The organism is Paenisporosarcina macmurdoensis (assembly GCF_042658845.1).
GTDB lineage: Bacteria > Bacillota > Bacilli > Bacillales_A > Planococcaceae > Paenisporosarcina > Paenisporosarcina macmurdoensis.
In genome coordinates this window covers 1-12,995 of sequence record NZ_JBHSRI010000020.1, presented here as the reverse complement: position 1 = coordinate 12,995, position 12,995 = coordinate 1, and the positions used below count along the sequence as shown (strand labels likewise).

Annotated in this window: 10 protein-coding genes and 2 riboswitches; of the genes, 9 read left to right on the top strand and 1 reads right to left on the bottom strand. The window is 38.1% G+C overall.

Annotation, left to right across the window (positions count from 1 at the left end):
- Window positions 1-275 precede the first annotated feature (275 nt).
- Window positions 276-1,028 carry an exodeoxyribonuclease III gene (locus ACFPYN_RS12850; protein WP_377734718.1) on the top strand — a complete coding sequence of 251 codons (753 nt, stop codon included), beginning with the start codon at window positions 276-278 and terminating at the stop codon, window positions 1,026-1,028.
- A gap of 171 nt (window positions 1,029-1,199) precedes the next feature.
- On the opposite strand, the gene ACFPYN_RS12845 is transcribed toward ACFPYN_RS12850, so the two are convergent.
- Window positions 1,200-1,571: a hypothetical protein gene (locus ACFPYN_RS12845; RefSeq protein ID WP_377734717.1), complete on the bottom strand. Its 372-nt coding sequence runs from the start codon at window positions 1,569-1,571 to the stop codon at window positions 1,200-1,202.
- A gap of 270 nt (window positions 1,572-1,841) precedes the next feature.
- Between ACFPYN_RS12845 and ACFPYN_RS12840 the strand changes: the two genes are divergently transcribed.
- The 8 genes from ACFPYN_RS12840 (at window position 1,842) to ACFPYN_RS12805 (ending at window position 12,640) form a co-directional block, all read left to right on the top strand.
- Entirely contained in the window at window positions 1,842-2,045 is a 204-nt protein-coding gene (locus ACFPYN_RS12840; protein ID WP_377734715.1) for a hypothetical protein, read from the top strand.
- Between the two features lie 114 nt (window positions 2,046-2,159).
- Complete coding sequence (locus tag ACFPYN_RS12835; protein ID WP_377734766.1) at window positions 2,160-3,629, top strand: nicotinate phosphoribosyltransferase; 1,470 nt, start codon at window positions 2,160-2,162, stop codon at window positions 3,627-3,629.
- Window positions 3,630-3,641: 12 nt separating this feature from the next.
- Entirely contained in the window at window positions 3,642-4,469 is an 828-nt protein-coding gene (gene nadE / locus ACFPYN_RS12830) for an ammonia-dependent NAD(+) synthetase (protein ID WP_377734713.1), read from the top strand.
- A gap of 147 nt (window positions 4,470-4,616) precedes the next feature.
- Window positions 4,617-5,567, top strand: coding sequence for an AAA family ATPase (locus ACFPYN_RS12825; RefSeq protein WP_377734712.1), 951 nt, complete (start codon window positions 4,617-4,619; stop codon window positions 5,565-5,567).
- Window positions 5,564-6,778 (top strand): DUF58 domain-containing protein, encoded by a 1,215-nt coding sequence (locus ACFPYN_RS12820; RefSeq protein ID WP_377734710.1) that lies wholly within the window; start codon window positions 5,564-5,566, stop codon window positions 6,776-6,778. The genes ACFPYN_RS12825 and ACFPYN_RS12820 overlap by 4 nt, the downstream gene beginning before the upstream one ends.
- Window positions 6,775-8,976 carry a transglutaminase TgpA family protein gene (locus ACFPYN_RS12815; RefSeq protein WP_377734708.1) on the top strand — a complete coding sequence of 734 codons (2,202 nt, stop codon included), beginning with the start codon at window positions 6,775-6,777 and terminating at the stop codon, window positions 8,974-8,976. The genes ACFPYN_RS12820 and ACFPYN_RS12815 overlap by 4 nt, the downstream gene beginning before the upstream one ends.
- 34 nt (window positions 8,977-9,010) lie before the next feature.
- Window positions 9,011-9,112, top strand: a riboswitch (purine riboswitch).
- A gap of 268 nt (window positions 9,113-9,380) precedes the next feature.
- Window positions 9,381-10,919 carry a glutamine-hydrolyzing GMP synthase gene (guaA, locus tag ACFPYN_RS12810; protein ID WP_377734765.1) on the top strand — a complete coding sequence of 513 codons (1,539 nt, stop codon included), beginning with the start codon at window positions 9,381-9,383 and terminating at the stop codon, window positions 10,917-10,919.
- Between the two features lie 104 nt (window positions 10,920-11,023).
- Window positions 11,024-11,125: riboswitch (purine riboswitch) on the top strand.
- Between the two features lie 174 nt (window positions 11,126-11,299).
- Window positions 11,300-12,640 (top strand): NCS2 family permease, encoded by a 1,341-nt coding sequence (locus tag ACFPYN_RS12805; RefSeq protein ID WP_377734707.1) that lies wholly within the window; start codon window positions 11,300-11,302, stop codon window positions 12,638-12,640.
- Window positions 12,641-12,995 lie beyond the last annotated feature (355 nt).

Here is a 12,995-nt window from a genome sequence, read left to right as displayed (position 1 = left end):
TATTATCATAATTATAAGTATATCATAGTTACCATATTCAGGATTCATTTAGAAGAATACGAGGAAACTAGAGACAAATAAAAAGATACATTCAATTAGTCTATTACTTAAAGTCCATGATTATGCCTATAATTTTGAAAAAGTTCGTTTTAGTTTCTTCTATATAGTAAGTACTCGCAGTTTATGAACAACCTTTTCTAGACTTTAGACAGAAAGTTATATAAAGTGTCCGTACATACATAAAATTTGAGAGTCGAATAAGGAGTTAACCCTTTATGAAGTTAGTATCATGGAATGTGAATGGCATAAGAGCATGCGTGAAAAAAGGTTTTTTAGATTATTTTCAACAAGTGGATGCAGATATTTTTTGCCTACAAGAAACAAAATTACAAGCTGGGCAAATAGAATTGCTATTGGAAGGGTACGAACAGTATTGGAATTACGCAGAAAAGAAAGGCTACTCAGGAACGGCGGTATTTACAAAACAAAAGCCGATTTCGGTCAAGTATGGAGTAGGGGATGCAAATGAAGAAGCGGAAGGCAGAATACTGACATTGGAATTCGATCAATTCTATTTAGTAAATGTCTATACGCCAAATGCAAAGCGAGATTTAACTAGACTTCCTTATCGACTGGAATGGGAAGATGAACTGCGTAGCTATTTGAAAAAATTAGATCAAGTGAAACCGGTTATTATGTGTGGTGATTTAAATGTAGCCCATGAAGAAATTGATTTAAAGAATGCAAAGCCGAATAAAGGCAACTCTGGATTTACAATAGAGGAACGGGGCAAGATGACGGCGTTGCTTGATGAAGGCTTTATTGATACGTTTCGCTATTTTTATCCAGAGCAAGAAGGCGCATATACATGGTGGTCTTATATGAGTAAGGTGAGAGAACGTAATATCGGATGGAGAATTGATTATTTCATTGCGTCTAAGAGATTAGAAGATAGGTTGAAACATGCAACCATTCATCCACAAGTCCTTGGCAGCGATCACTGCCCGATTTTGTTGGAACTTCAATAATGATTGGCTATGTTAAAGATCTTGTAGAACATACAAAAGAGTACATTTGCGTTTAGCAAACCGCAAGACGTGCGGCAGCGCAAATGCACGATTAACAACAATTAAAAGCCTTTCATAAGTTCATTGAACTTGCGAAAGACTTTTATGTAGAGCTCCAAAGTATGTTAGAACTTAACCAACTACTTCTGTTACGACTACCTTATTCGTGTATAGCGTGGAACCAATATAGCCGGCTAAGTACGCGATAAGCAAAACGAATATCGATGCAAAACCTACATCAAAATTTCTACTATATAATTCACTGAGGGTAATGAAAAGAGCGCCACAGATACCACCTATGTGGCGAGTTGAATTATTGGAAAAGCGAATAGCAACGACGCCACCACTAATAGCAATAATAAAAAAATTGATTTTAATTAGTAAATCAAAAGACATGGTTGGTAGTAATTTCACTTCAATAAAGAGCAATAACTGTAAAACGATAAATTGAGCAAGTAATGAAAGTAAAATAACTGGTAGCCATTTAAATCTTTTTCCTTTCAATGTGAACCCTCCTTGTTAGCAAATTATATGCATAAAGAGTGTGACATAGAATAACGAACAGTATTCCTGGTTCATACTTAGAGGATCAAAGATTGGAATCATCAATAGGTACAATGTAAATGAAGATTGCGTCTTCCTAAACTCAAGAAGGTATACGGATCGTTGAATCTTTTTCAACAAAAGTATAGAAATTTCCCAGTAGTTGTAGAGTTTCGAGTATAATAGAGAGAAGCAAAGACTAATCAACTGTTGATTTAAGGAGGATTTAAAATGACTGAAAACAAGGAAACAACCGAACAAGAAGCGCCAAAGAAAAAAATGACGTTAAAAGAAGCTATGCAAAAGCAGTTAGAAGCGAAGAAAAACCTTTCGTCTGATGGCAATGCCAAAGGAAATGCAGGACAATCCGGGAAAAAAATGCAAAGCCAACAAACGAAAAAAGTGAGCAATACACGTAGAAAAATGGGGACATAATTATAGTAGCGCAAACCAACTTCTTTATTGGTTTGCGTTTTTGTTAGGATTGATAAGAAAACGGGTAAATGGTGTATACTAATGACAATTATGAACTTGGAAGAAGGGGTTTTGATGACGTCAAAATATGCAGATGATGGACTTGCATTACATACAGATTTATATCAAATCAATATGGCCGAAACCTATTGGGCTGATGGAATACATAATCGCAAAGCTGTATTTGAATTGTTTTTTCGCAAATTACCTTTTGGCAACGGCTACGCGATTTTTGCGGGTCTCGAACGCGTACTAGATTATCTACGGGATTTCCGTTTTACCGAAAGTGATTTAGCCTATTTACAAGAGGAACTTGATTATAAGGAAGATTTCATCAGTTATTTGCGTGAAGTTCGATTTACAGGTGATGTCTATTCGATGGTTGAAGGGGAACTAGTTTTCGCCAATGAACCAATTATTCGTATTGAAGCTCCACTTGTTGAAGCTCAACTAATTGAAACCGCACTTTTAAATATCGTTAATTATCAAACGTTAATTGCCACAAAAGCCAGTCGGATTAAACAAATCGTTAAAACTGATACCGTTATGGAATTTGGTACGCGGCGTGCACAAGAAATGGACGCGGCAGTTTGGGGCTCACGGGCATCTATTATCGGTGGGATTGAAGCAACTAGTAATGTACGAGCAGGCAAAAAATTCGGTATTCCTGTAGCGGGTACACATGCACATTCACTTGTTCAAGCTTATAAGAGTGAATACGAAGCTTTTCATGCCTATGCTCAACGTCATAAAGATTGTGTATTCCTCGTCGATACATACAATACCTTGAAAATTGGTGTTCCTACGGCTATTCAAGTGGCAAAAGAACTTGGTGATAAAATCAATTTCGTTGGAATTCGTTTAGACAGTGGTGACATTGCGTTCCTTTCAAAAGAGTCACGACGTATGTTAGATGCTGCAGGATTTCCAAATGCCAAAATTGTGGTATCGAATGATTTGGATGAATACACAATCTTAAACTTAAAGGCCCAAGGTGCAAAAGTGGATATGTGGGGAATTGGTACTAAACTGATTACTGCGTATGACCAACCAGCTCTTGGTGCGGTTTATAAAATTGTTTCAATTGAAGATGAAAAAGGCGTAATGGAAGACACCATCAAAATCTCCTCTACAACTGAAAAAGTAACGACTCCAGGTCAAAAAAGATTATATCGTATTATTGATCGTGAAAACGGTAAAGCAGAAGGCGATTATATAACCATGTCCGATGAAGATCCGACTCATGAAAAACGCCTGAAAATGTTCCACCCAGTTCATACATTTGTATCTAAATTTGTGACGAACTTTGAAGCAAAAGAGCTTCATACGAAAGTAATTGAAAATGGACAAGTTATTTATACGAATCCGACACTGTTTGAAATGCGAGATTATGCAACTTCTAACTTGGAATTACTATGGGATGAATACAAACGTTCCTTAAATCCAGAAGAATATCCTGTGGATTTAAGTCAAAAATGCTGGGATAACAAAATGCGAAATATCCAAGAAATTCAAGAAATGGTGGATCGCATGCATTACGCTTAAGGAGGCACTATGATGACAAACTTACAACAGACTATTATCGAAGAACTGAAAGTGAAACCATCGATTGACCCTCAAGAAGAAATTCGCGTATCGATCGATTTTATGAAAGCTTATTTAAAGAAACATACTTTCTTAAAAGGACTGGTTCTTGGTATATCAGGCGGACAAGATTCAACACTTAGTGGAAAGCTCGCACAAATGGCAGTGGATGAATTAAATGAAGAAGCGGGAGGACAAGTTTATTCCTTCCATGCTGTTCGCTTACCATATGGAGTGCAGTTTGATGAAGACGATTGTCAAGACGCACTAGAATTTATTCAACCCACTAAAATTTATACAGTAAACATTAAAGATGCTGTTGATGCTAGTAAACGAGCACTTGATGAATCTGGGATTATTCTTTCGGATTTTGCAAAAGGCAATGAGAAAGCAAGAGAGAGAATGAAGGTTCAATATTCAATTGCTTCTATGCACAATGCTATTGTACTTGGAACAGATCATGCAGCTGAAGCGATTACTGGTTTTTATACTAAATACGGTGATGGTGGAGCAGACTTGGTGCCTATTTTTCGATTGAATAAGCGACAAGGGAAACAGTTATTAAAATTGCTTGGTAGCCCAGAACATTTATATACGAAGATTCCAACTGCAGATTTAGAAGAAGATCGCCCTGCGCTACCGGATGAAATTGCGCTTGGTGTCACCTATCATCATATTGATGATTATTTAGAAGGAAAAGATATTCCGAGTGAGCAACAAGAAATAATTGAGCGTCACTATTTACGTTCACAGCATAAACGACATTTACCCATCACGGTATATGATCAATTTTGGAAATAATATCGAACACACTTAGCAAACGTTAAGTGTGTTTTTTTGTACTCTAATAAGTTGTGAAGTAGGGAAATTTTAGGTAGACTAGTGCTATAATGTGTTAATTTTCAAACAAGTATAAAAACTTAGTGGGACAATTGGGGGAATAAATAGATGAATAACCAGGAGAAAATACATGCAATCGTAGATAATATTGAACGAGTAATGATAGGGAAACGAAATATTGCAGAGTTAAGTGTAGTTGCGTTGATTGCACAAGGACATGTGTTACTTGAAGATGTACCAGGTGTTGGGAAAACAATAATGGTCCGTGCATTAGCGAAATCAGTTGGAGCTCAATTCAAACGAATTCAATTTACCCCTGATTTACTACCTTCAGATGTAATTGGTGTATCCATCTATAATCCAAAAGATATGGAATTTGAATTTAGACCAGGTCCAATTATGGGGAATATCGTACTAGCAGACGAAATCAATCGTACGTCACCAAAAACACAATCCGCACTACTTGAAGGAATGGAAGAGGCAACGGTCACTGTCGATGGCGTAACGATGAATATTCCGAAGCCGTTTTTTGTCATGGCAACGCAAAACCCCATTGATTATGAAGGTACTTATCCCCTACCTGAAGCCCAATTAGACCGATTTTTATTGAAACTTCGAATGGGATATCCTACTCATGCAGAAGAAATTGAAGTATTAAAACGGGCTGAAAAGTCAGCACCAATTGAAGATCTAAGCTCTGTTATGTCCGTCGAAGACTTAATTCTGTTGCAAAAAGAAGTGAAGGCTGTATTAGTCGATGATACGATCAAAAATTACATTGTTGATTTGGCGAACCGAACTAGAAAAGATTCCTATGTCTACCTAGGCGTTAGTCCTCGTGGATCACTAGCATTAATGAAAGCATCACAAGCATATGCCATGTTAAAAGGACGCGACTTTGTTACGCCAGATGATATTCAATATTTAGCGCCATTTGTGTTTAGTCATCGAATGATTTTACGTTCAGAAGCTCGATATGACGGGATCACACCCGAAGAAATTGTTGAACGAATTTTAGCGAAAACAAATGTCCCTATTAAGAGGCTCGTTAAACAATGAGGCGAATAAAACTTTCGTTTGGACTTGGATGGCGTCTCTTGTTTGTCATCTTTCTATTAATCTTTTCGTTTTCCTTTGCTATGTTTCAAGGGGGCTTCGTAAGCTGGTTTATTTTTTATACGGTTCTGCCTTTTGCGGTATACTCCATTGTATTTTTCTTTATTCCCATATCGAAAATACAAGCCGAACGCTATATTCAAACCGCTCAAATACGAAAAGGCGGAAAGCTTGTCGTCACGGTGAAGCTAAAAAGGACTTCTCGTTTTCCCATGCTCTATTTAGTTATAAAAGAGCTGACACAAAGCCCTCAACTAATTCGTCATGCAGAAAGCCAATTGAAAACAGTTAAAATGTTAGGGATTCGCCAAACGATTGAGTGGACGTATGAAATTGATCATATGCCACGTGGGGAACATGCTTTGGATGGAGTTGAAATTACGGTAAGTGACTTTTTCGGTTGGGTCAAAAAATCGGTTGTCCTTCCATTAAAACAAACAGTCATTGTTTATCCGAACGTGACAGACATGATTTATATGCCCATTGAAACTCGCTACGATCAAGGAGCGGCTGCATCGCCATTCGCCATTGTGAAAGATACGACCATGGCGGTAGGCGTTCGTGACTACCAACCAGGTGATCGAGTTTCATGGATTCATTGGAAATCTTTTGCCCGTACACAAACGCTACGTACAAAAGAGTTTGAAGATAGACAATCACAAGATTTATTCATCTTAATGGATCGAAAAGCTTCGGATAATTTTGAAGAACAAATAGAATTGACGGCATCGGTGTTGCACGCGGTTGTACGAAACCAAGCTAGTGCTGCATTTTTGTCCTTAGGAGCTAGCCGGTTTTATTTCCCCGCAATTCAAGGTGAAGATCAACTGCAACGAACCATGTTTCACTTGGCCAAAGTGGAAGCGGATTTGAAAAAGCCAATTGAACAAGTTTTGCCAAATGACCCAGCTATGTCAAATGCTACATCTGTTTTACTTATCACTGGAGATTTGACTGCAGGACTAATTGATGCAATTCCTAGAGCTGCAAAAAACTTGCGTCAATGTACAGTTTTTATCGTTGTTAAGAAAGGCGAAAAACTATCAAAACAAGCAATAACTATGCATCAACTTGCTCGATCGAGAGGAATGATTCTTCACGTGCTTTCTCAAGATCATTTCGCAAATGCCTTTACGGAGGTAGGACGCTCATGAAAAACAACTTTCAAAATAAATGGCTACAAGCGATATTTTATATACTAGTATTCTTCCTGTTACGGGAATGGTTACTACCGGTCTTGGAATTAACGAATACAAACTATTTATCTATTTTCATAGCCTTCATCGTGCTATGTCTGGTTTTTAGCTTTTTCTCTGTCTCTTGGTGGCTATCAGGTCCAGGTAAACTATTTTATATTGCTTGGGTTCTCGTAGTTATTTATACGAATGAAGTATTCTTCACAGGAGAAGCCATTTCGTTTCTGTACAACGATTTAATGACCAATACGAGCGCGCTAGTCACACGAGATTGGACAGCCGTTACGAATAGTTTTAGGACCGTACTATTTTTCTCCCTTTTATGGATGACAGCTTATTTAATTCATCATTGGATAAGTGTACGTATGAATATTTTCTTGTTTTTCTTCATGGCCGTAGTATTTATTGCAGCACTGGATACATTTAGCCCCTATGTAGGCGATGGAGCCATTTTGCGCGTTATGATTTTAGGCTTGTTATTATCTGGCCTATTAAAAGTAGCAAAAATTCTTCAACAAAATCATCTATCTGTGACTAGTGAGAAATATGGATCTCTTGTGGTTCCGCTCATTATGATAGTGGCATTTAGTGGTGCCCTCGGTTATGTCCTTCCAAAAGCAGATGCTTTATGGAACGATCCAGTTCCTTTTCTTCAATCATTTGCTGAAGGGGCAGGTTCAAGACCAGGTGGTGTAGGTGGAATACGGAAAATCGGTTACGGAGAAGATGATTCCGTATTAGGAGGAGGATTCCAATCTGATTCTACCGTTGTATTTGAAGCGGTCGTGAAAACAGGTCAGTACTGGAAAATCGAAACCAAAGATACTTACACATCTAAGGGTTGGGAACAATCGGTTGATTCTTCAAATGAAACGCTAACCTATAACGAAGGTGACACGATTGATACCGGTTTTACAACGGGACCTGCAGAAGATCAAGATGTGGCACAATATACGTTTGAATTACAATATCCATTCTTAATGTATCCGTATGGTTCAGTTACAGCTGATGCACAGGATGGGACAAGTTTCTCGGTTTCAACGAATACGCAAAAAATTGAAACGTACCAAGAAAACGATACGGTAGCATTAAATGAATATAGTATTTCTTTCAGTGAACCGACTTATAGTTTAACCGCTTTGCGTGGAACTTCTGCTGCGTCTTTAACTGAATTAGGGTCAGAGTTTGATCGTTATTTACAGGTACCAGAGGCATTACCCGAGCGTGTTAGTGAACTAGCACAATCAATTACCCAAGAAGAAACCAATTTGTATGATAAAGCTCGAGCAATTGAACGATACTTTGCTAGAAATGGCTTCGTTTACGATCAACAAAATATAAGTATCCCAGAAGCAGACCAAGATTATGTAGATCAATTCTTATTTGATACAAAACGAGGATATTGTGATAACTTCTCTACATCCATGGTAGTCATGCTTCGTTCTTTAGATATCCCGGCCCGTTGGGTAAAAGGATTTGCTGAAGGAGAACAAATGGTAAATGACAACGGGGATAGGTTTTACCAAGTAACAAACAATAACGCCCATTCTTGGGTTGAGGCCTATTTACCAGGAATCGGATGGATGCCATTTGAACCCACTATTGGATTTAGTAGAGCAGGAAATATTGATTTTGATATTGAATCAGGCGCTACAGAACCGCCTGAAGAACAAGTAGCACCGCCAAAACCCGATAAACCAGCAACACCGGATGCTGCTGGTGATAACAAATCTATCTCTGAACGTTTTACAGAAATAATGAAAAATAGTGTGGATTGGGTTTCAGATAATCGTGGCCGCATTATTCTTTGGAGTATTATTGCAATAGCAATTGGCATAGTTTTGTACCGTATAAGACAAAAATGGATGCCTAAACTATTAGTGCCATACTATCGATTACGGAAAGACGATTGGAATTCTTTTGAATCGAGCTACCATCGATTATTAAAACAACTGTCTTTATATGGTGTTTCACGTAATGAAGGACAGACACTTCAATCGTATGCAAACTACGTCGATGGATTCTTCGGTACTAGGGATATGAAAACATTAACGACTGCCTATGAAAAGGGCTTTTATGGAAGTGAAATCGAGTCGCACGAATGGTTGGAACTGAGAGAAAGTTGGGAAAATTTAATCAATCGGACAAGCGGTTGATTTTACTTCAAACTACCTGTAGAATTGAGAAAAATTACACAGACCGGTTTGCCCTTATATATGTCCGATAATACGGTTCGGATGTTTCTACCAAGTTGCCGAAAATGACTTGACTATGAAGGCGAATGCAGCTACGTCTATTAAATGGACGTTTGTTTGTATTCGCCTTTTTAATTAAGAACAGACATTTTTGTTTGAGCTCCAAGCGTTAGTCTTCACCTTAGCTTTACAAATCGATTTCTAAATCGGTTCTTTTAGCTAGGGAGGCAGACATCCATGACACTTTGTGCTTTTCTTATGTAGAGCAAAAGAACGCGTAGAAAGGTTCTCTTTCGTACGCGTTTTTTCTATTAATAGGGTCCGGAAAACCAAGTGAAGAGGTGTACGAATTGTCATTAACTCCTATGTTAAAAGAACAAGAAAAGATCGTCGTGCTTGATTTTGGTAGTCAGTACAACCAATTAATTACTCGTCGTATTCGTGAATTTGGTGTTTATAGTGAATTACTTCCACACACAATAACGGCTGAAGATATTAAAGCGATGAATGCAACAGGTATTATTTTCTCTGGTGGACCAAATTCGGTTTACGATGAAAATGCATTTCAAGTGGACCCTGCAATTTTTGATTTAAACGTGCCTATACTTGGAATTTGTTACGGTATGCAATTAATGTCACTTCACTTTGGCGGTAAAGTTGAAAAAGCTTCACGTCGTGAATACGGGAAATCTGAAATTACAGTTGTTAAAGAAAGTCCTCTATTTAAAGACCTTCCAAACGAACAAGTGGTATGGATGAGTCATGGTGACCATGTAACAGTTGCACCTGAAGGCTTCGATATAATCGCAACTAGCCCATCTTGTTCAGTAGCCGCAATTGCTGATGAATCACGTGGCCTTTATGCTGTTCAATTCCATCCAGAAGTTCGTCACTCCGTTTATGGTATTGACTTACTACGCCAATTTGTATTTGGCATTTGTAAAGCAACAGGAGATTGGTCAATGGAAAGCTTCATTGAACTTGAAATCGAAAAAATTCGTCATGAAGTTGGCGATAAAAAAGTATTATGTGCTTTAAGTGGTGGAGTAGATTCATCAGTAGTGGCCGTATTACTGCATAGAGCAATTGGTGATCAATTAACATGTATGTTTGTCGACCACGGATTACTTCGAAAAGGTGAAGCGGAGAGTGTGATGAAGACTTTCGCTGACGGCTTCAACATGAATGTTATCAAAATTGATGCACAAGAACGTTTCATGAGCAAACTAACGGGTGTCTCAGATCCTGAAACAAAACGTAAAATTATCGGTAATGAATTCATTTATGTATTTGACGATGAGGCAGCTAAACTTGAAGGTATGGACTTCCTTGCACAAGGAACACTTTATACAGATATTATCGAGAGTGGAACAGCTACTGCTCAAACAATCAAATCTCATCACAATGTAGGCGGATTACCTGAAGATATGCAGTTTACGTTAATTGAGCCATTAAAAACGTTATTTAAAGACGAAGTTCGTGCACTTGGAACAGAACTTGGTATGCCAGATGAAATCGTTTGGCGTCAACCATTCCCAGGCCCTGGTCTTGGAATTCGCGTTTTAGGAGCTATTACAGAAGAAAAACTTGAAATTGTACGTGAGTCGGATGCGATCTTACGTGATGAAGTAAGTAAAGCAGGTCTAGATCGCGACATTTGGCAATACTTCACAGTTCTACCCGACATTCGCAGTGTAGGTGTTATGGGAGATGCGCGTACGTATGATTACGCAATTGGAATTCGTGCAGTTACATCTATCGATGGGATGACTTCAGATTGGGCTCGTGTACCATGGGATGTTCTGGAGAAAATCAGTGTCCGTATTGTAAATGAAGTTCCTCATATTAACCGAGTACTGTATGACATTACGAGTAAGCCACCAGCAACGATTGAGTGGGAATAACAAGTTCAACTGGAAAAGAATGTGATTTCCGAACTTTATGTCCTTTTTATTGAATAATGTTCGGAAAAACGCTTGAAACTACTTTTGAAAAATGTTATATTACTATTGAAATTAAATACTGTCGTCGTATAATGTCGGGAATATGGCCCGAAAGTTTCTACCGAGTTACCGTAAATGACTCGACTACGATTTTAGAAAGACGGACCGTTCCGTCTTTCTTACTTCTTATTAACTTTTGTTAGTAAGAGAATCGGAGGCATGCGACTATTTGTTGCATGCCTTTTTGTTTTGTAATAAAAAGTGGAGAGAGCTACTCAAGTTCGAACCACTTCTTACTATAGAAGAAACAAACGTGTACACGACAACACGGAGGAAAAGACATGAAGAAGTATTTTCAATTTGAAGAACTTGGAACAAACTATCGTCGTGAGATTATCGGCGGATTAACAACGTTCTTATCAATGGCTTATATCTTAATCGTTAATCCATTAACACTGTCATTAAATTCAGTACCTGATTTACCAGACTCGATGCGAATGGATCCAGGTGCGGTGTTTGTGGCAACTGCTTTAGCTGCGGCTGTCGGATCACTCTTTATGGGACTCATAGCCAGGTATCCAATAGCCCTTGCTCCCGGAATGGGCTTAAATGCATTTTTTGCTTATACAGTTATATTAACTTACGGCATTCCTTGGCAAACAGCGTTAACGGGCGTACTATTTTCAGGACTTATTTTTATTGTTCTTTCATTAACTGGTGTTCGGGAAACCATCATTAACGCCATTCCAGCTGAATTAAAATATGCGGTTGGAGCGGGTATTGGTTTATTCATCACATTTATCGGCTTACGCAATGCAGGAATCATTGTTAATAACGAAGCTACATTAGTAGGCTTAGGTGATTTATCTGCTGGTAATACGTTACTTGCAATCTTTGGTTTAGTTTTAACTGTAGTCTTTATGGTTCGCGGCATTAAAGGTGGTATCTTTTACGGTATGCTTTTAACAGCTGTAGCTGGAATGATTTTCAGTTTAGTAGAAGTTCCTTCTTCTATAATAGGGAAGGTTCCAAGTGTAGCTCCAACTTTTGGTGTAGCTTTTGATCCAATCATGAATGATCCAGGTTCACTAATGACCATTCAATTTTTAATTGTTGTTCTTACATTCTTATTTGTAGATTTCTTTGACACAGCAGGAACTTTGGTTGCTGTTGCAAACCAAGCAGGTTTAATGAAAGACAACAAGTTGCCAAGAGCAGGCAAAGCGTTACTTGCAGATTCATTAGCTACTGTAACGGGAGCTATCTTCGGAACATCAACAACAACTTCTTATATTGAATCAAGTGCTGGAGTTGCTGCAGGGGCTCGAACCGGATTTGCTGCAATTGTTACGGGTGTACTTTTCTTATTCGCTTTATTATTCTCGCCAGTACTTTCAGTTATGACCTCAGCAGTAACTGCACCGGCACTAATTATTGTTGGTGTGTTGATGGTATCAACATTAAACAAAATTGAATGGAATAGATTCGAAATAGCAGTACCAGCATTCTTGACGATTATCGCTATGCCTCTTACGTATAGTATTGCTACAGGAATCGCGATTGGATTTGTGTTCTATCCAATCACGATGCTGTTAAGCGGAAATGCTAAAAAGGTCCATCCGATTATGTACGGAATGTTTGTAGTGTTCATATTATACTTTGTATTCGTAGAAGGTCATTAAGTAGTTCAAGCAGGGCATCACTTTTCTAAAGTGATGCCCTGTTTTTTTATAAGAAAAACTACTTATTGATAGCTTTTGATATTGATAGGAAGGTACCATATAATACCCCTTGTAATTACAGAAAATTCTGATAGAATAAAAAGTACAAAAGGTTTTGAAATAGTGTTGACTTATATAAGTCAGGCTGATATATTTATTGAGTTGCTGATTTAAGCGCAACGAGGTAAACGAATAAGTAAAACTTTTTGTTGACATGACAATGAAGATTTGCTAAGATATAAGAGTTGCTGTTGAAACAACGACGCCAACTAATGAACCTTGAAAACTGAACAGCAAAACGTCAACTAACAAGCGG

Coding starts and splice junctions, on each gene's coding strand:
- ACFPYN_RS12825 (WP_377734712.1), top strand. CDS start 4,617: ATGAATAACCAGGAGAAAATACATGCAATCGTAGATAATATTGAACGA.
- ACFPYN_RS12850 (WP_377734718.1), top strand. CDS start 276: ATGAAGTTAGTATCATGGAATGTGAATGGCATAAGAGCATGCGTGAAA.
- ACFPYN_RS12805 (WP_377734707.1), top strand. CDS start 11,300: ATGAAGAAGTATTTTCAATTTGAAGAACTTGGAACAAACTATCGTCGT.
- ACFPYN_RS12840 (WP_377734715.1), top strand. CDS start 1,842: ATGACTGAAAACAAGGAAACAACCGAACAAGAAGCGCCAAAGAAAAAA.
- guaA (WP_377734765.1), top strand. CDS start 9,381: ATGTTAAAAGAACAAGAAAAGATCGTCGTGCTTGATTTTGGTAGTCAG.
- ACFPYN_RS12815 (WP_377734708.1), top strand. CDS start 6,775: ATGAAAAACAACTTTCAAAATAAATGGCTACAAGCGATATTTTATATA.
- ACFPYN_RS12835 (WP_377734766.1), top strand. CDS start 2,160: ATGACGTCAAAATATGCAGATGATGGACTTGCATTACATACAGATTTA.
- ACFPYN_RS12820 (WP_377734710.1), top strand. CDS start 5,564: ATGAGGCGAATAAAACTTTCGTTTGGACTTGGATGGCGTCTCTTGTTT.
- nadE (WP_377734713.1), top strand. CDS start 3,642: ATGACAAACTTACAACAGACTATTATCGAAGAACTGAAAGTGAAACCA.